General features: G+C 66.6%; 1 protein-coding gene (only partly in view). It reads right to left on the reverse strand.

Going from position 1 to position 21,079, the window contains the following annotated elements; genetic code table 11:
- Window positions 1-20,909: the 5' portion of a non-ribosomal peptide synthase/polyketide synthase gene (locus LOY53_RS26695; protein WP_309475924.1), read on the reverse strand. 1,423 nt of this gene lie to the left of the window's left edge; only the first 20,909 of its 22,332 coding nucleotides appear in the window; the start codon lies at window positions 20,907-20,909; its stop codon lies off the left edge, out of view.
- Between the last annotated feature and the right edge of the window lie 170 nt (window positions 20,910-21,079).

Genomic DNA, 21,079 nt, shown 5'->3' on the forward strand with positions numbered 1-21,079 from the left:
GCCACCGGCGCGCTGTCGCTCAGCATATGCCGCACGCGCTCCGCTGGGTAATCCGGGTCAACCGGCACATACGCGCCGCCGGCCTTAAGAATGGCCAGCAAGCCAACCACCATCGACAGCCCACGTTCGACGCAGATCGCTACCCGATCATCAGATTTAACACCCAGTTCAATCAGGTGATGTGCTAATCGGTTGGCTTGCTCATTCAGCTGGCGATAGCTCAGTGCCCCTTCTTCGGCTTTAACCGCGACCGCATCCGGCGTACGCAACACCTGCGCCTCGATCATCCCATGCAGGGTCTGCTCAAGGTCATAGTCCACCGCCGTGTCGTTGAAGCCCAGCAGCACACGCTCACGCTCCTGCGCTTCCAGCACCGGCAAGCGCTGCACCGGCAGTGCCGGCGTCTGCTCCAGCGCCTCGACCATGGCCTCCAACACCTGGTTCATCTGCCCACAGATACGTGCCGCGCCTACGTCGGCCGGGGTCATGGCAACCAGGCGGAAGCCCTCCCCCAGGTCATCCACGTTCAAGCCCAGCGGGTAGTTACTGCGTTCCTGGCTTTCCAGGTTGTCGATACCTTGCGTCGCCTGCCGCTGGCTGTCAGTGACCTGCGTGCTGTGCCGGTAGTTGAGCATGGCGCTGAACAACGGCAAGGGCGCAGCCACGCCACTGCAACGCTGGGCTAACGCCAGCGATGCATGCTCGTGGGCCAGCAAGGCACTGAGGCGCTGATGGGTAGCACGGGCCCCTTCACGCAGGCTGATACCGCCCAGGTCGACCCGCAGCGGCAAGGTGTTGATGAACATGCCCAGCGCCCGCTCGGCGCCTTCACCGCCTTGCAGGCGGCCCAACAGTACGGTGCCGAACACCACGCTGTCCTGGCCACTGGCGGCCGCCAGCAGGCGCGCCCAGGCCAGGTGGAACAGGCTGGCGACGCTGATACCCAACTGCCGGCCTTGCTGGCGCAGGCGTTGTGCCAGGTCGTCACGCAGCCACAGCTGGGCCTCCTCGATGTCTCGGCCGTCACCCTGCACATCGCTAAGGCCGAACGGCAGCGTTGGCGCGTCAATATCCGCCAGTTGCCCGCGGAAGAACGTTTCATGCTCGGCCTGGCTGATACCCAGCCGCGCCTGGGCCACGTAGTTACGGTACGGGACCGGTGCCTGGGCCGGCTCGGCCGCACCCTGCAGATAACCGATCAGCTCCTCGCCGACCACTTCCATGGCGGTGTGGTCGAGGACGATGTGGTGGAACTGCAAGGTGGCTTCGATGCGTGCCGCGCCCGGCTGCTGCGTGTACAGCAGACGGATCAGCGGTGCCTTGCTCAGGTCAAGCATTGCCTCGCTGTCGCGACCACGCGCCATGACCGACAACGGCGCCTGCCGCCAGACCACCTGCACCGGCTGCGGCAAGCCTTCCCAGAGCACCGCTGTGCGCAGCACGTCGTGGCGGGCGATGACCTTGTCCAATGCTGCCGCGAAGTTGTTCAAGTGTTCGCGGCTGGCGAACCCGAAGCGCGACTGCAGCACATAAGGGTCGTGCCCCTGCGCGCTGAGGTGGTGGTACAGGATGCCTTCCTGCAAGGGTGCCAGCGGGTAGATGTCCTGCACGTTGCAAGCACCGCCGGGTACCTGGGCAACGATGCGGTCGATGGCCGCCTGCTCCAGCGCCACCAGCGGCAGCATGCCGGGGGTGATGTGCGGGCAGCCGGCCGGGATCAGGTTGTCCGGCACCTGCACTTGTTGCACCTGGCCCAGGGTCGTCGCCAGTGCCGCCACCGTCGGCTGGCCAAACAGCGTACGCACATCCACCTGCACGCCCTCGCGGCGCAAGCGCGCGGTCAGGTTCACCGCCAGCAACGAATGGCCACCCAGCTCGAAGAAGTTATCGTGCCGGCCCACTCGCTCAACGCCCAGCATGTCGGCCCACACCGCTGCCAGGGCCATTTCCACTTCGCCCTGCGGGGCGACATAGGCCTGGCCTGCAAGCAGCGCCGGATCCGGGTCGGGCAACGCCTTGCGGTCGAGCTTGCCATGGCTGGTCAACGGCAGTGCTGGCAGGCAGGTGAAGGCCAACGGCACCAGGTGAGCGGGCAGGCTTGCCTGCAAAGCCTGGCGCAGTGTGTCCACCGCCACCGGTGTGGTTTCAGTGAACCAGGCCAGCAGCCGCTCGCCACGCACCAGCACCACCGCATCGCCGATACCAGGCTGCGCGGCAAGTACACTTTCGATCTCGCCAAGCTCCACCCGTACGCCGCGGATCTTCACCTGGTCGTCGTTACGGCCCAGGTAATCCAGGGTGCCGTCAGCGTTCCAGCGCACCAGGTCACCTGTGCGGTAGAGCCGCGCATGGGGTTGGGCGGCGAACGGATCGGCAATGAAGCGCTCCTCGGTCAGTGCCGGGCGGTTGAAGTAACCGCGGGCCACCCCGGCGCCGCCAATGCACAACTCGCCCACGGCGCCCACCGGCACCGGCTGGCGGTGCTCGTCGAGCACATACACCTGGGTGTTGGCGATAGGCTTGCCGATATGCAGCGCTCCCGCGGGTACCAGTTGCCCGGACGTGGCCACCACGGTGGCTTCGGTCGGGCCATAGTTATTGACCAGGGCAAAACCTGGGTCGCGCTCGAACTGGCGCAGGCGATCGCCGCCGACCAGCAGCGTGCGCAAGGTCGGGTGCTGACGCTCACGGCGCAGCGCCTGTTCGGCCACGGGTGTGGGCAGGAAGCTGACAGCCAGCGGCTGCTCTAGCCACCAGTCGAGCAATTCGTCGACGTGCTCACCGGCGATGCGTGCGGGTGGCACGTGCAGCACTGCCCCCGTGCACAGCGCCGGCCATACCTCCCAGGCCACTGCATCGAAGCCGAAACCGGCCACCGTGCTGGTATGGCTGCCCGCTTTCAAGGCAAAGGCCTCACAGTGCCAGTGCACCAGGTTGGCCAGGGTCGCATGCTCGACCATCACCCCTTTCGGCTGGCCGGTGGAGCCGGAGGTGTAGATCACATACGCCAGTTGGCGATCATCCAGGCCTGCCACGCAGGGGTTGCTGTCGGCTGCGCCCTGCCAGGCATCGCGGTGCAGCTCGACACGCGGAGTGTCCCCCACCAGCGCCAGGGTGGCCGCATCGACCAGCACCAATGCCGGCGTGCTGTCTTCAAGCAGGTAGGCGATGCGTTCGCCTGGGTAGGCCGGGTCGATCGGCACATAGGCCGCACCGGCCTTGAGGATGGCCAGCAGGCCGACCAGGCGCTCCAGGGTGCGCGGCAAGCACAATGCCACCCGGTCGCCGACCTTCACCCCGCGGCTGATCAGGTGATGCGCCAGGCGGTTGGCGCAGCGGTTAAGCTCGCCGTAGCTCAGTACCTGGCCATCCTGCACCAGCGCTGCCGCTTGCGGTGCGCGGGCCGCCTGGGCCTCGACCAAGGCGTGCACGGCCTGCCCTTTCGGGTAGTCGCGTGCGGTGGCATTGAACGCTTCCAGCACCTGCTGCCGGGCTACCGGGCACAGGATCGACAACGCGTCGACCGGCTTGCCCGCAGACTGCGTCAGCGCCTGCAGCAGTTCGACCAAGGCCTGGTTCATCCAGCCAGCGACCCGTTCGGCGCCAATGCCTGCCTGGGCCAGCACACTCAAGGCAAAGCCTTCGCCCAGGTCGTCGACACTCAGGGTCAGCGGGTAGTTGCTGCGTTCCTCGCCGCCCAGCAGGCGAACACCCTGACTGTGGGTATCGCCGTCGGCAGGCACCCCTGCCGTACTGTGGCGGTAGTTGAACAAGGCGCTGAACAACGGCGTGGACGCCGCCACGCCACTGCAGCGCTGGGCCAGTGCCAACGAGGCATGCTCGTGCGCCAACAGCGCCGAGAGCCGCTGATGGGTGGCGCGCACCGCCTGCGCCACCGGTGCAGTCAGGTCGATGCGCAGCGGCAAGGTGTTGATGAACACGCCCAACGCCCGGTCGGCCCCTTCACCGCCCTGCAAGCGCCCCATCAGCACGGTGCCAAACACGACATCGGTGCGGTTGGCGAGCACACCCAGCACCCGTGCCCAGGCCAAGTGCGCCAGGCTCGCGGCACTTACGCCCAGCTGCCGAGCCTGTTCGCGCAGGCCACGGGCCACGCTGGCGTCAATGGCCAGGTGGGCTTCTTCGATAGCGTGGCCGTCACCCTGTACGTCGCTCAGGCCAAACGGCAAGGTCGGGGCGTCAAGGTCCCCCAGCATCTCGCGGAAGAACGCTTCATGGCTGGCATCGTCGGCCCCAAGGCGGGCTTGGGCAACATAGGTGCGATAAGGCACTGGCGCCGGCAAGCGTTCGCCCTGGCCCGCCAGCAGCAACTGCATTTCGCTGGCGATGACTTCCATGGCGGTATGGTCCAGGGCCAGGTGATGGAATTGCAGAATCGCTACCACGCGCTGGTTAGCCGGGTCATCGGCATGCAGCAGGCGCAGCAAGGGTGCCCGCGACAGGTCGAGGCGCTGGTGACGGGCGTCGAAGCGCGCCTGCAAGGCATCGATCACCGACCCAGTAGCCAGGCCTTCGATTGCGCTCACCTGCATCCTCGCTTCCCGCCAGACCACTTGTACTGCGTGCGCAAGCCCTTCGCTGACCACTGCGGTGCGCAGAATGTCGTGCCGGTCGATGACCTGCTGCAAGGCGCCCGCCCAGCGCTGCAAGTGCGCCAGGCTGTCGAAGGCCAGGCGCGACTGCAGCAGGTACGGGTCGCCCTGTGCGGCGCTCAAGTGGTGGTACAGGATGCCCTCCTGCAGCGGGGCCAGCGGGTAGATCTCTTGCACATTGGCGGCGCCACCCGGCACCGTGGCGACGATACGGTCGATACTGGCCTGGTCGAGCTCGATCAGGCTGAGCATGTCCGGGGTGATGTGACGGGCAGCATGCGGCACACGGTTGGCCGGCACCTGCACTTCGCGACCGCTGCCCACGGCGGCGGCCAGCGCCGCCAGGGTGGGCTGGGCAAACAGCACACGCACATCGGCACTGAGGCCGGCCTTGCGCATGCGCTCGACCAGGGTCACGGCCAGCAGCGAGTGGCCGCCCAGCTCGAAGAAGTGGTCGTGGCGCCCGACCTGCGCGACCTTGAGCAGGTCGGCCCAGATCGCTGCCAGGGTGGTTTCAACCTCGCCTTGTGGCGCCTCGAAGGCGCGGCTGAGTACTGCCTCGTGGCCGGGTTGCGGCAAGGCACGGCGGTCAAGCTTGCCATTGGCGGTCAGCGGCAATGCATCCAGGCACACGTAGGCCGCTGGCAGCATGTAGTCCGGCAACTGGCCTTGCAGCTGTTGGTGCAGCTCGGCAATGCCAGGGGCTGGGTTGTTAGCGGTGAAATAGGCCACCAGGCGCTTGTCACCGGGCACGTCCTCACGCACGACCACAGCCGTGTCACGCACACCGGCACACGTGCCCAAGCGCGCTTCGATTTCACCCAGCTCGATGCGGAAGCCTCGCAGCTTGATCTGCTGGTCGGCACGGCCCAGGTAACGCAACGTGCCATCGGCCTGCCAGCAGGCCAGGTCGCCACTGCGGTACATGCGCGCACCCGGCTCACGGCTGAACGGGTCGTCGAGGAAGCGTTCGGCGGTAAGTGCCGGCTGGCCGAGGTACCCCAAGGCGACGCCAGCGCCGCCGATGTACAGCTCACCGACCGCGCCAACCGGCAACGGCTGCTGACGGGCATCGAGCACGTAGCAACGGGCATTGCCGATCGGCCTGCCAATCGGGATGCTGCCCTCGCCGACCGTGGCGATGAGGTGGGTGGTGCTGAAGGTGGTGGCTTCAGTCGGGCCATAGCCATTGAGCAGGTGTTGTGGGGCGCCTTCGCGCAGCACCCGGCCGACGATGGCCGGGTCCAGCACATCGCCGCCCACCATCAGGTAGCGCAGCTTGGCGAATGCCGGCAGCAGGTCATCGGCAAACTGATGGAACAGGCCGGCAGTCAGCCACAGCACGCTGACGCGCTGCGCCAGCAACACCTCACGCAACGCCTGGCGCGACAGCACCTGGTCCTGGTCGATGACCACCACAGTGCCGCCATTGAGCAGCGGCGCCCAGACTTCCAGGGTACTGGCGTCGAACGCGGGGTTGGAGGCGAACGCGACGCGGTCCTGGCAGGTGAATTCGGCAAAGCCGTTGTTGATCACCAGGCGCACGATGGCCCGGTGCGGCACTTGCACCCCCTTAGGGGTGCCGGTAGAGCCAGAGGTGTACATGATGTAGGCGGCGCTTTCGGCGGCTACCACCAGGCCCGGCGACTGCTGCGCATACCCGGTGAGGTCGAGGCGGTCCAGTTCGACGCGCAGGGCATTGCCTACCCGCTGTTCGCTACTGAAGGTGAGCAAGACACGCGCCTGGCTGTCTTCGATCATGAAGGCCTGGCGCTCGGCAGGCGCGTTGCTGTCCAGCGGCACGAACACCGCCGCGCATTTGCTGGCCGCCAGTTGCGCCGCCAGTAACTCGATGCTGCGGGGCAGCAGCAGGGCCACACGATCGCCAGGGCGTACGCCCAGGGCCAACAGGTGGAGAGCCAGGCGGTTGGCGTGCTGTTCGAGCTGCTCATAGCTGCAGTGCCGGCCACCGTGAACCACCGCCGGTGCAGCTGGGCTGAGCGCGGCATAGGTGCCAAACAGGGTGTGCAGCGCATGTTCCCGTGGGTAATCGCGGCGGGTGGCATTGAAGCCTTGCAACACCAGCTCGCGCTCGGCAGGCGCCAACTGGCTCACCTGGTGCAGGGCCGTGGACGGCGCCTGCGCAAGGGCCTGGGCCAGTTGCTCAAGGGCGGTGCTGAGCAGGCGGCAGACCTGCGCGCCATCGACCTCCGGCACCGCTTGCACGGTCAGCACAAAGGCGTCGCCCACGTCGTCGACGTTGACCACCAATGGGTAGTTGCTGCGCTCATGCGCGGCCAGTTGCTCGATACCCTGCCAGGCCTGGCGCAGCTCAGCCTTGGCCGGTGCACTGTGGCGGAAGTTGAGCAGGCTGGTGAACAGCGCCTGGGACGCCGGGACTGCACTGCAACGCTGAGCCAACGCCAGCGAGGCTTGCTCATGGGCCAGCAGGCGGCCCAGTCGTTGGTGGGTCAGGCGTACGCCCTCGGCCACCGCCGTGGCACCCACGCTCACCCGCAGCGGCAAGGTGTTGATGAACATGCCCAGGGCCCGTTCAGCCCCCTCGCCGCCTTGCAGGCGACCCAGCAACACCGTGCCGAACACCACTTCCTCGCGCCCTGACAGTTGCGCCAGCACCTGCCCCCAGGCCTGGTGCACCAGGCTGGCGACGCTGATGCCAAGCAGGCGGGCCTGCTCGCGCAAGCGGGCGGCCAGTGCCGTGTCCAGAGCCAGACGGCTGTCCAGTACACGGCTGCCGTCACTGCGTGCATCACGTAGGCCGAATACTGTGGTGGGTTCGTCAATGTCGCCCAGCAGCTCGCGGAACAGTGCTTCGTCAGCCTGGGTATCGGCGCCCAGGCGTGCCTGCGCCACATAGTTGCGGTAGGGCACGCTGGCCTGCGACAGCGCCTGGCCTTGCAGCACAGCGGTGATCTCGGCCACCAGCTGTTCGACGGCTGCGTGGTCGAGGATGATGTGGTGGATCAGCAGCGTGGCTTCCACGCGGCCCTCGCCGTGGCTAGGGAGCAGGCGGATCAAGGGGGCCTTGTTCAAGTCGAGCGTGGTGCTGCTTTCATCACCGCGCAGGGCTGCGCCGACTGCAGGCACAGTGCGCCAGACGACCTGCACGGGCTCCTCCAGCCCCTGCCAATGGATGCTGGTGCGCAGGATGTCGTGACGGGCGATGACCTGGTCGAGCGCTGCGGCAAAGGCATCAAGCTCGGCTTGCGTTGGGAAGGCGAAGCGTGCCTGCAGCACGTAGGGGTCTGCGCCTTCGCTGGCCAGGTGATGGTAGAGGATGCCTTGCTGCAGCGGGGCCAGGCCGTAGACATCCTGGACATTGGCCGCGCCACCGGGGATCTGCGCGACCAGGGTGTCGATGGCCGCCTGGGACAGCTCGGCGAGCGGTAGCATGTCCGGCGTTATGCGTGCGCCCTCTGCTGGAATGCGGTTGGCTGGCACGCTGATGCGGGTTTCACCGCCTACCGCAGCGGCGAGCGCTGCCAAGGTCGGCTGGCCGAACAATACGCGGATATCGGCATGCAGGCCTTGTTGGCGCAGGCGCGAGGTCAGGGTCACCGCCAGCAGCGAATGGCCGCCCAGTTCGAAGAAGTTGTCATGCCGCCCTACCCGCTCAACGCCCAGCAGCTCGGCCCAAATCGCAGCCAGCAGGGTTTCGGTTTCGCCTTCTGGGGCTTCGTAAACACCTTTTTGCAGGGCTTCGGCGTCCGGTAATGGCAAAGCCTTGCGGTCGAGTTTGCCGTTGGGGCTTAGGGGCAGTGCGTCCAGGTGCAGGAACAGCGCGGGCACCATGAACTCCGGCAGGTGGGCCAGCAATGCCGTGCGCAGAACGTCTGCGGCCATTTGCTCACCGGTGTAGTACGCCACCAGACGCTGGTCGCGGGCGACAACGACGGCTTCCTTCACGCCTTCGATGGCCGTCAGCCCAGCCTGGATTTCACCCAGCTCGATACGCAGGCCGCGCAGCTTCACCTGGTCATCGTTACGGCCCAGATACTCGATGTTGCCATCGGCCAGGTGCCGCGCCAGGTCGCCGGTGCGGTACAGGCGTGCACCAGGGCGGGTGCTGAACGGGTCGTCGAGGAACCGTTCGGCGGTCAGTTCGATGCGGTTCAGGTAGCCTCGGGCGACTTGCACGCCGCCGATGAACAGCTCACCGGCCACGCCTTGCGGTACTGGCTGGCCTTGGCTGTCGAGTACGTAAAGCGTGGTGTTGGCGATGGGTTTGCCGATGGGGGTGTTGTCCGGCGCCGTCACGCAATGCCAGGCGCTCACGTCCACCGCTGCTTCGGTCGGGCCGTACAGGTTGTGCAGTTCCACAGTCGGCAGTTGCGTGTGGAAGCGTCGGACCAGGCTGCCTGGCAAAGCTTCGCCGCTGCACAGGACGCGCTTGAGACCATCTGCCGATATTTGGCCGTGAGCCAGGAACACATCCAGCATCGAGGGCACGAAGTGCAAGGTCGTGACATTTTCGCTACGGATCACCTGGCGCAGGTATTCAGGATCGCGATGGCCGCCGGGGCGCGCCATGACCAGACGTGCGCCAGTTTGCAGCGGCCAGAGGAACTCCCATACCGATACGTCAAAGCTGAACGGGGTCTTCTGCAAGACCACGTCGTCTGCGCCGAGGTTATAGGCGTCTTGCATCCACAACAGGCGGTTGACCACGCCGGCATGCTCGTTCATCACGCCCTTCGGCAAGCCGGTGGAGCCTGAGGTGTAGATCACGTAGGCCAGGTGACGCGGGGTCAAGCTGGTGACAACTGGGTTGCTGGAAGGCTGGACGTTCCAAGTCGGCTGATCCAGGTCGATAACCTGGGCCGAATCCGGTACGTGCCGCGTAGCACTGTGCACCAGCACCGCCACTGGCGCGCTATCGCTCAGCATATGCCGCACGCGCTCCGCTGGGTAATCCGGGTCAACCGGCACATACGCGCCGCCGGCCTTAAGAATGGCCAGCAAGCCAACCACCATCGACAGCCCACGCTCGACGCAAATCGCCACCCGATCATCAGATTTAACACCCAGTTCAATCAGGTGATGTGCTAATCGGTTGGCTTGCTCATTCAGCTGGCGATAGCTCAGTACCCCGTCTTCGGCTTTAACCGCGACCGCATCCGGCGTACGCAACACCTGCGCCTCGATCATCCCGTGCAGGGTCTGCTCAAGGTCATAGTCCACCGCCGTGTCGTTGAAGCCCAGTAGCACACGCTCACGCTCCTGCGCTTCCAGCACCGGCAAGCGCTGCACTGGCAGTGCCGGCGTCTGCTCCAGCGCCTCGACCATGGCCTCCAGCACCTGGTTCATCTGCCCACAGATACGTGCCGCGCCTACGTCGGCCGGGGTCATGGCAACCAGGCGGAAGCCCTCCCCCAAATCGTCAACGTTCAGGCTCAACGGGTAGTTGGTACGCTCCTGGCCTTCGAGCACGTCGATGCCTTGCCACGCCTGCCGCTGTTCGGCGCTGGCTTCTGCGCCATGGCGGTAGTTGAGCATGGCGCTGAACAACGGCAACGGTGCAGCCACAGCACTGCAGCGCTGGGCCAACGCCAAGGACGCGTGTTCGTGCGCCAGCAGTGCACTGAGGCGCTGATGCACGGCCTGCGCCCCTTCGCGCAGGCTAACCTCGCCCAGGTCGACCCGCAGCGGCAAGGTATTGATAAACATACCGAGCGCCCGCTCGGCGCCCTCACCGCCTTGCAGGCGCCCCAGCAACACCGTGCCGAACACCACGCGGTCCTTACCACTGGCAGCGGCCAACAGGCGCGCCCAAGCCAGGTGGAACAGGCTGGCGACACTGATGCCCAGGTGCCGTGCCTGGCGCCGCAGCCCTGCGGCCAGCGCGGCCGACAGCGCCAGCTTGGCTTCTTGCATGCCAAGGCCATCGCCTTGCACATCGCTAAGGCCGAATGGCAACGTCGGCTCGTCGACATCCGCCAACTGCTCGCGGAAGAACGCCTCATGTTCGTCCTGGCTGATACCCAGGCGCGCCTGGGCCACGTAGTTGCGATACGGCACGGGGGGTTGGACCGGCGGCGTGCCCTGCAGGAAGCCAATCAACTCCTCACCGACCACCTCCAGGGCGGTGTGGTCGAGGACGATGTGGTGGAACTGCAAGGTGGCTTCGATGCACTCGCTGCCCGGTGCCTGGCGATGGAGCAGACGAATCAGCGGCGCTTGGCTCAAGTCCAGGCCAACGGTAGCCGCACCGTCGTCGCGCAGAACCTGCAGCGGTGCGTGACGCCAGACCACCTGCACAGCCTGCGGCAGGCCGTCCCATAGCACAGCTGTGCGCAGCACGTCGTGGCGGGCGATGACCTGGTCCAGCGCGCTGGCGAAGGCTTGCAGGCGTTCGCCGTTGTCAAAACGTAGCCGGGAATACAGCACGTAGGGATCGTGCTCGGCGCTCAGGTGATGGTAAAGGATACCCTCCTGCAGCGGGGCCAGCGGGTAGATGTCCTGCACATTGGCCGCACCGCCCGGCACGCGCGCGACGATGCGGTCGATTGCGGGTTGGTCGAGGTCGATCAGGCTCAACAGGTCTGGGGTGATCTGAGTACAACCGGCAGGGATGCGGTTTTCAGGTACCTGCACTTGCTGGTTGCGCCCCAAGGTCTCGGCCAGGGCCGCGACGGTAGGCTGGCCGAACAGGGTCCGTACATCGACTTGCAGACCTTCCAGGCGCAGCCGCGCGGTCAGGCTTACTGCCAGCAGCGAGTGGCCACCCAGCTCGAAGAAGTTGTCGTGCCGGCCCACGTGCTCGACGCCCAGCAATTGCGCCCACAGTTGGGCCAGCAGGATTTCGGTCTGCCCCTGCGGCGCCTGGTAGGGGCGTTCATGCAAGGCGGCATCCGGCGCGGGCAGCGCTTTACGGTCGAGCTTGCCATTGGGCGTCAACGGCAACTGGTCGAGGTGGATGTACTGTGCCGGCAGCATGTATTCCGGCAGGTCCTGCAGCAGCGTCTGACGCAGGCTGTCCGCCACGGGCGGCTCACCGGTGAGGTAGGCGACCAGGCGCGGCCCACTGGCCGGGGCGTCGTAGGCCAGCACCACAGCCTCGCGCACACCGGGCACACGCACCAGGCAGGCTTCGATCTCGCCCGGCTCGATGCGCAGGCCGCGGATTTTGACCTGGTGGTCGTTACGGCCGAGGAAGACCAGGTTGCCATCCTCGCGCTGGCGCACCAGGTCACCACTGCGGTACAGGCGATCGCCGTCAACGAAGGGACTGGCGATGAAGCGCTCGGCCTGCTGCTCGGGCAAACCCAGGTAACCCCGCGCTACGCCCGCGCCGCCGATATGCAGCTGGCCGACCACGCCCCACGGCACGGGTTGGTCGTAGCGGTCGAGTACATACAGCCGGGTATTGTCGATGGCGGTGCCAATCGGCAATGCCCCGTGCGGCAGGTCCGCGCCCGGTTCCAGCGTCCAGGCGCTGCAATCGACGGTGGTCTCGGTCGGGCCATACACGTTATGCAGTCGCACACCCGGCAGGCGCTCGCGCACCTGGGCGGCCAGCGCCTGGGTCAACTCACCGCCACCGCAGACGATATCGCTGAGGCTGGTGCAGAGAGCGCTGGCGGGTGCTTCGAGGAACTGCTGCAGCAACGCCGGCACGAATTGCACCACGCTGACGTGCTGCGCATCGATCAATTGCGCGAGGTAGTGCGGGTCACGCTGGCCGTCCAGGCGCGCCAGTACCAGGCGTAGGCCGCTGCACAACGGCCAGAACAGTTCCCACACCGAGGCATCGAAGCTGACCGGGGTCTTGTGCAGCACGGCGCCCGGGCCAGGCACCTGGCAAAGGCGTTGGCTCCAGCGCACCAGGTTGACCACGTTGCGGTGTTCGACCATTACCCCCTTGGGTTGGCCTGTCGAGCCGGAGGTGTAGATCACATACGCCAGGTGGCTCGCTTTCAGCGCGGCTACGCGTGGGTTGCTGATCGGCTGGGCTTCCCAGCAAGGCTGATCGAGGTCGATCAACTGCACCGGGGTGTCGTGTACGACCTCACGGGTAGCGCCGTGCACCAGCACGGCCAGCGGCGCACTGTCGCTCAGCATGTGGCGGATACGTTCAGCCGGGTAACCCGGGTCGACTGGCACATAGGCGCCGCCTGCCTTGAGGATGGCCAGCAACCCGACCACCATCGACAGCCCGCGCTCGACGCAGATCGCTACACGGTCATCCGGTTTGACGCCCAAGCCGATCAAATGATGGGCAAGCCGATTGGCCTGCTCATCGAGCTGGCGATAGCTCAGCTCGCCGTCCTCGGCGACCAGTGCGATGGCATTGGGGGTGCGCCGTACCTGGGCCTCGAACAGCCCGTGCAGCGGTTGCGCCACGTCGTGAGGCGTTTGCGGGGCATTGGCCAGCAGTCGCCGGCGCTCATCAGGCGTCAGTACCGGTAACTGCTGCACTGGCGTGTCAGGCGCGTGCTCAAGTGCATCCAGCAACCCGTGCAGCACCTGCAGCAGTTGGTCGCATACACGCTGCGCGCCCACCTGAGCGCTGACTTGGGCCGTCAGCCGCAGGCCATCGCCCAGGTCGTCCACGTTGACACTTAGCGGGTAGTTGCCGTGGCCGCCGCTGGGCAGTGCCTGGATGCCTTCCAAGGCTTCGCGTTGCGCTTGCTGCTCGGGCTGGCTGGCGCCATGCCGGTAGTTGAGCATGGCACTGAACAACGGCGTCGGCGCAGCCACGCCGCTGCAACGCTGGGCCAAGGCCAGCGAGGCGTGCTCGTGCACCAGCAATGCACTCAGCCGCTGGTGGGCCAGGTGCACCCCGGCGCGCACGCCTAGCCCTTGCAGGTCCAGGCGCAGTGGCAAGGTATTGATGAACATGCCCAGGCCGCGATCGGCCCCGGCGCCCCCTTGTAGGCGGCCCAGCAGCACGGTGCCGAACACCACGCGGTCTTTGCCACTGGTGGCGCCCACCAGCCGCGCCCAGGCCAGGTGCAGCACGCTGGCGGCGCTCACGCCCAACTGCTGGGCCTGGCTACGCAGGCGCCGGTACTGCTCAGTGGCCAGTTGCACCGTGGCCAACTCGAAGGCGCTGGCCTGGCCCTGCAGGTCGGCCAGGCCATAGGGCAAGGTCGGTTCGTCGATGTCGGCCAGTTCGGCGCGGAAGAACGCTTCGTGCTCGGCCTCGCTGATGGCCAGGCGCGCTTGAGCCACGTAGTTGCGGTACGGCACGGCCGGTTGGCTGGGCTGCTGGCCGCGCAGGTGATCGCGGATCTCTTCCAGCACCACCTTCATGGCCGTGTGGTCCAGGGCGATGTGGTGGAACTGCAGGGTGGCTTCGAGGCCTTCGGTGCCTGGCTGTGGGGTCTGCAGCAGGCGGATCAGTGGGGCTTGGCTCAGGTCGAGAGGGCCGGTGGCTTCGTTGCTATTGACCAGCACCGAGCCCGGCACGCTGCGCCATACCACCTGCACAGGCTGCGCCAGGCCGTCCCAGAGCACGGCGGTACGCAGGATATCGTGGCGCGCGATGACCTTGTCCAAGGCTTGGGCAAAGGCCAGCAGGCGGGCGTGGCTGTCGAATGCGACGCGCCACTGCAGCAGGTACGGGTCTTCGTCTGTGGCACTCAGGTGATGGTAGAGAATGCCCTCCTGCAGCGGTGCCAACGGGTAGATGTCCTGCACGTTGGCAGCACCACCTGGCACCGTGGCGACGATGCGTGCGAGGGTGCTGGCGTCCAACGTCAGCAAAGGCAGCATGGCGGGGGTGATGTGGGTGCAGCCCGCCGGAATACGGTTCTCGGGCACGCTGACCTGACGACCTTTGCCCAGCGCGGCAGCCAGTGCAGCCACGGTGGGCTGGCCGAACAGCACCCGCACGTCGGTCTGCAAGCCCTGTTGGCGCAAGCGTTCGATCAGGGTCACGGCCAGCAGCGAGTGTCCGCCCAACTCGAAGAAGTTGTCGTGCCGCCCTACCCGTTCCACGCCCAGCACGTCGGCCCAGACGCTGGCCATGGCCGCTTCAGTCTTGCTGGCAGGGGCTTCATAGCCCTGGCTGATCAGTTGGGCCGCGTCCGGCTCAGGCAGGGCCCGACGGTCCAGCTTGCCATGGCGGGTCAACGGCCATTGGTCCAGGCGGATGTACGCCTGCGGCACCATGTGCCCAGGCAAGCTGGCCTGCAGCGCGTGACGCACAGCCTTGACCGCCACCGGCACCTGTTCGGTGAACCAGGCCAGCAGGCGCTCGCCACGCACCAATACCACGGCATCGGCAATACCGGGCTGGGCTGTCAGCGCCGCCTCGATTTCACCCAACTCCACGCGCACGCCGCGGACCTTCACTTGGTCGTCATTGCGGCCGAGGTAGTCCAGCGTGCCATCAGCGTTCCAGCGCACCAGGTCGCCACTGCGGTACATGCGCGCGCCGGGCTTGCGGCTGAACGGGTCGGCGATGAAGCGCTCTTCGGTCAGCTCAGGGCGATTGAAATAGCCCCGCGCCACCTGCGCGCCGCCGATGTACAGCTCGCCCACGACGCCCACGGGCACCGCTTGGCGATGCGCATCGAGCACATAGACGCGGGTATTGGCGATGGGCGTGCCAATGTGCAACGCCGCACCCGGCAAGACCTGGCCAGACGTGGCGACGACCGTGGTCTCGGTCGGCCCATAGTTGTTGACCAGGGCGAAGCCTGGATCGCGGTCGAACTGGCGCAGGCGGTCGCCACCGATCAGCAAGGTGCGCAAGGTCGGGTGTTGGCGTTCGCGGCGCAGCGCCTGTTCGGCCACCGGCGTGGGCAAGAAGCTGACCGCCAGCGGCTGCTCGAGCCACCAGTCGAGCAGCTCATCGACATGTTCATTGCCGATGTGCGCAGGTGGCAGGTGCAGCGTGGCACCGGCACACAGCGCCGGCCATACTTCCCAGGCCATGGCGTCGAAGCCAAAGCCAGCGACGCTCGAAGTACGCACACCGGCCTCCAGCGCGAAGGCCTGGCAGTGCCAGTGCACCAGGTTGGCCAGTGTGTGGTGCTCAATCATCACGCCCTTGGGCTGGCCGGTGGAGCCGGAGGTGTAGACCAGGTAAGCCAGGTGGTGCGCATCCAGCCCAGGTACGTGCGGGTTGCTGTCCAGGGCGTCATCGGCGGCGGCCTGGTCGAGGTTAAGCCGGGGTATGTCAGCAGGCAGGCCGGCAATGCCCGTTTCGCTCAGCACCAGGGCGGGCGCGCTGTCGGCCAGCAGGTAGGCAATGCGCTCGGCAGGATAGCCCGGGTCGACCGGCACATAGGCAGCGCCGGCCTTGAGCACGGCCAGCAGGCCGATCACCCGCTCGGCGCTGCGGCCCAAACACAATGCCACGCGGTCACCGCCGCGCACGCCACGTGCGATCAACTGGTGCGCCAGGCGGTTGGCCCGCACGTTCAGCTCACCATAGCTGAGTGCCTGGCCATCCTGGCTCACGGCCGTGGCATCCGGGGTCTCGGCTGCTCGGGCCTCCACCAGCGCGTGCACCGTCAGCCCTTGCGGGTAGTGCTGTGCGGTGGCGTTGAAACTGCCCAGCAGCTGTTGGCGCCCTTCGTCGCTCAGGATCGACAAGCTGTCGACCCGCGCTTCCTGCCCTTGCTGCAATGCTTGCAGCAACTGGGTGACGGCATTGACCATCCAGGCGGCGACTCGCGCCGCACCAATTCCTGCGATAGCCAGCACACTGAAGGTGAAACCTTCACCCAGGTCATTGACGCTGAGGGTCAGCGGGTAGTTGCTGCGCTCCTCGCCACCGAGCAGGCGCACACCCTCCCACATTGCCTCGCCGGGCGCCGCGTCGGTGCTGTGCCGATAGTTGAGCAAGGCACTGAACAACGGCGCGGACGCGGTCACGCCACTGCAGCGCTGGGCCAAGGCCAGCGGCGCGTGCTCATGGCCCAGCAAGGCCGAGAGGTTGCGGTGGGTGGCGCGCACGGCGGCACGCACGGCCAGCGTGGTGTCCACCCGCAGCGGCAGGGTGTTGATGAACATCCCCAACGCCCGATCGGCGCCCTCGCCGCCCTGCAGGCGGCCCATCAGCACCGTGCCAAACACCACATCATCGCGGTTGGCCAGCACGCCCAGTACGCGCGCCCAGGCCAGGTGCATGAGGCTGGCGGCACTGACGCCCAGTTGCCGCGCCTGGGTGCGCAAACCATGGGCAACTTCGCCGTCCAGTGCCTCGAATGCCGTTTCGATGCCGCGGCCATCACCCTGCACATCGGCAAAGCCCAGTGGCAAGGTCGGTTCTTCGACTTCCGCCAGCATCTCGCGGAAGAACGCCTCGTGGCCCGCCTGGTCACCCAGGCGAGCCTGAGCCACGTAATTGCGGTATGGCACCGCCGCCGGCAGCGTGTGCCCCTGGCCGAACAGCAACGCGCGCATTTCGCGGGCAACCACGTCCATGGCCGTGTGGTCGAGGGTCAGGTGATGGAACAGCAGAATCGCCACCACCTGCTGGTTGGCCGGGTCCAGGCTGTAATACAGGCGGGTCAATGGCGCCTGGGTCAGGTCCAACCGGTGGTGCCGCGCATCGAACCGGGCATGCAACTGTTCGACCCGCGCCAGGCCATCGTCATCGGCCAGGTCGTCGATTTCGCTGACCACCAGCTCGGCCTTGCGCCATACCACCTGCAGCGGCTGCGCCAGCCCTTGCCAGAGCACGGCGGTGCGCAGGATATCGTGGCGATCGATGACCTTCTGCAGCGCACCCGCCCAGGCCAGCAAGCGCTCGACACTGTCGAAGGCCAGGCGGGTTTGCAACAGGTAGGGGTCGCCCTGCTCGGCGCTCAGGTGGTGATAGAGAATGCCTTCCTGCAGCGGGGCCAGCGGGTAGATTTCCTGCACATTGGCGGCGCCACCCGGCACTGTGGCGACGATGTCGTCGATTGCTGCCTGGTCCAGGTCGATCAGGCTGAGCATGCTCGGCGTGATGCGTTGGGCCTGCGCGGGCACCCGGTTGGCCGGCACCTTCACTTCGTGGCCGATGCCCGCTGCGCCGGCCAGGGCAGCCAGGGTCGGCTGGGCGAACAGCACCCGCACATCGATCAGCAGGCCTGCCTTGCGCAAGCGCTCGACCAACGTCACCGCTAGCAGGGAGTGGCCGCCCAGTTCGAAGAAGTTGTCATGGCGCCCTACCCGCTGCACACCCAGCACGTCGGCCCAGATCGCCGCCATCGTCGCTTCGGTTTCGCCCGTGGGCGCTTCGTAGGCCTGGCCGAACAACTGCGAGGTCTCTGGGTCAGGCAGCGCACGGCGGTCGAGTTTGCCATGGCTGGTCAGCGGCAGCTCATCGAGGCGCACGAACGCCAGCGGCACCATGTGCGCTGGCAAGCGGGCCTGCAGGGCCTGGCGCAAGGCGTCCAGGGCGACAGGGGCAGTCTCGGTGAACCAGGCCAGCAAACGCTCGCCCCGCACCAGCACCACGGCGGCGTCGATACCCGGCTGCGCCGCGAGGGTGGCCTCGATTTCACCCAGCTCAACCCGCACACCGCGGATCTTCACCTGGTCGTCGTTGCGGCCGAGGTAGTCGAGGGTGCCGTCGGCATTCCAGCGCACCCGATCACCGCTGCGGTACATGCGTGCGTTGGGCTGCTCGCTGAACGGGTCGACAAGAAAAGCCTGTTCGGTCAACGCCGGGCGATTGAAGTAGCCCCGCGCCACTTGCGCGCCGCCGATGAACAGCTCACCCGCGACGCCAACCGGGACTGGCTGCAAGCCTTCGTCCAGCACATAGACGCGGGTATTCGCGATGGGCCGGCCGATGTGCAGTGCGCCGTTGGGCAAGACCTGCCCAGAGGTGGCGACAACAGTGGTTTCGGTCGGCCCGTAGTTGTTGATCAGGGCAAAGCCTGGCGCTCGCTCGAACTGGCGCAGGCGGTCCCCGCCCACCAGCAAGGTGCGCAGGGTCGGGTGCTGGTGTTCCCGGCGCAGGGCCTGCTCCGCTACCGGGGTGGGCAGGAAGCTGACCTTCAGTGGCTGCAACAGCCACCAGTCGAGCAACTCATCGACATGCTCGTTGGCGATGTGCGCGGGTGGCAGGTGCAGCGTGGCCCCGGCGCACAAGGCTGGCCAGACCTCCCAGGCCATGGCGTCAAACCCGAAACCGGCCACGCTTGACGTGTGCGCATCGGCGTCCAGCGCAAAGGCCTGGCAGTGCCAATGCACCAGGTTGGCGAGCGTGTGGTGCTCGATCATCACCCCCTTGGGCTGGCCGGTGGAGCCGGAGGTGTAGACCACATAGGCCAGTTGCTGCGCGTCCAGCCCAGGTCGCTGTGGGTTGCTGTCGTGCGCAGCACAGGTGCTGATGTGGTCCAGGTCCAGGCGCTGCACCTCGGCCGGCAGCCCATTCACGGTAGTCTCGCTCACGACCAGTGTCGGGCTGCTGTCAGCCAGCAGGTAGGCAATACGCTCTGCTGGGTACGCCGGGTCCACCGGCACATAGGCCGCGCCCGCTTTAAGCACTGCCAGCAACGCAACCACGCGCCCACTGTTGCGCGGCAGGCACAGGGCCACGCGGTCCCCCACCTGAACGCCGCGTTCGATCAGCTGGTGAGCCAGTTGGTTAGCACGGCGGTTGAGTTCGTCGTAACGCAGCGCCTGGCCATCCTGCAGCAGCGCGACCGCTGCCGGCGCAGTGGCAGCGCGGGCTTCGACCATGGCGTGTACGGTGTGCCCCTGCGGATAAAGCTGAGCGGTGTGGTTGAACTGTTGCAGCACCTGATCACGCTCGGCAGGCGGCAATACCTGCAACCCTTGCAGCGCTGCCGCGGGGGTGTGTTCCAGGGCGTCGACCAGGCTTGCCAACACCTGTTCGAACTGCGCGCACAGGCGTGACGCGCTCCACGCCGGCAGGCTCTGCACGGTTAGGCGCAGCGCGTCGCCCAGGTCGTCGACGCTGACAGTCAGCGGGTAATCGGTGCGCTCCTCGGCGCCGACGATATCGATGCCAGCAGCCACCGGGATGATCTCGGCGGCATCACCGGCGTCACTGTGCCGGTAGTTGAGCAGACTATTGAACAGCGGCGCCGGCGCGGCCACACCGCTGCAGCGCTGCGCCAGGGCCAGCGATGCTTGTTCGTGGCCGAGCAAGGCGCTGAGCCGTCGGTGGGTGGCCAGCAGGGCGTCACGCACGCTGGTTGGGCCCAGGTCGATGCGCAACGGCAGGCTGTTGATGAACATCCCCAGCGCCTGTTCGCTGCCGTCGCCGGTGGTCATCCGGCCCAGCAGCACGCTGCCGAACACCACCTGCTGGCGGCCCGACAGTTGCCCGATCAAGCGGCCAAAGCCCAGGTGTAACACGCTTGCCGGGCTCACGCCGAGTTGCCGGGCCTGGCTGCGCAGGCGCTGGCTGAGCGCAGGCGGCAGGGTCAGGCGTGCTTGCTCCAGTTGCACGTCACCTTTGTCCTGCAGGCCAAAGGCAAGCGTGGGCTCATCGATGTCGCCCAGCATCTCGCGGAAGAAGCGCTCATGGGCGTCCTCATCCAGTGCCTGGCGAGCGGCGGCCAGCACATTGCGAAACGGCATGGGGGCCGCCAGTCGGTCGGACTGGCCGGCGATGTGCGCCTGGATTTCACGGCGCACGATATCCAGGGCGGTATGGTCCATCACCACGTGGTGGAACATCAGCAGCGCCACCCACGTCGTGCCCTCGCCTTGTGCGTGCATCAGTTGCATCAGCGGTGCCTGGCGCAGGTCGAGACGATACTGGCGCGGGTCGAAGCGCGCGCACAGCTCGGCGAGGGCAGTGCTGCCAGCGACTGGCACGGCTTCGCGGACCAGCGTCGCCTCGTGCCAGACCACCTGCACCGGTTGGTCGAGGTATTCCCAGTGCAGCCCGGTGCGCAGGATATCGTGGCGCTGGATCACCCACTGCAGCGCCTCGGCGAAGGCTTCCAGGTGGGTTTTGCTGGCGAAGCGCAGTTGCACCTGCGACAGGTACGGGTCGCCCTCGGTGGCGGACAGGTGGTGGTACAGCATGCCCTGCTGTAGCGGGGCCAGCGGGTAGATGTCCTGAACGTTGGCTGCGCCGCCCGGTACGCTGGCGACGATGCGGTCGATGGCTTCCTGGTCCAGCGTGACCAGCGGCAGCATGTCGGGGGTTATGCGGAAGGCCGGGCTGAGCCAGTCGTCATCGCGTTCGGCGAGCATCTCCAGCAACGCCGGCTTGTGCCGTGACAACGCCTCCCACAAGCTGTCGTCCAGGGTATCGTCATCGCCGAGGACGATCAGGTCCTGGTCTTCACGCTGGAGTCGGATCGCACGGGTGGAAAGAGCAGCCATCAGTTCGCTGAAGTGCATCGGTAAGCATCCTGCTTTGCCTGGAATGGGAATCGTGCACACGCTAAAGGATCGTGACCGGTCGGTCTGACATGGGAAGCGGGGACAATTTCGGATAGTGATCGCCGGCAAGACGGCTCCCACAGGTATCTGCACAGGCTCAGACCTTGTGAGCACCCTGTGGGAGCTGG

This window comes from Pseudomonas sp. B21-031 (assembly GCF_024748985.1).
GTDB lineage: Bacteria > Pseudomonadota > Gammaproteobacteria > Pseudomonadales > Pseudomonadaceae > Aquipseudomonas > Aquipseudomonas kermanshahensis.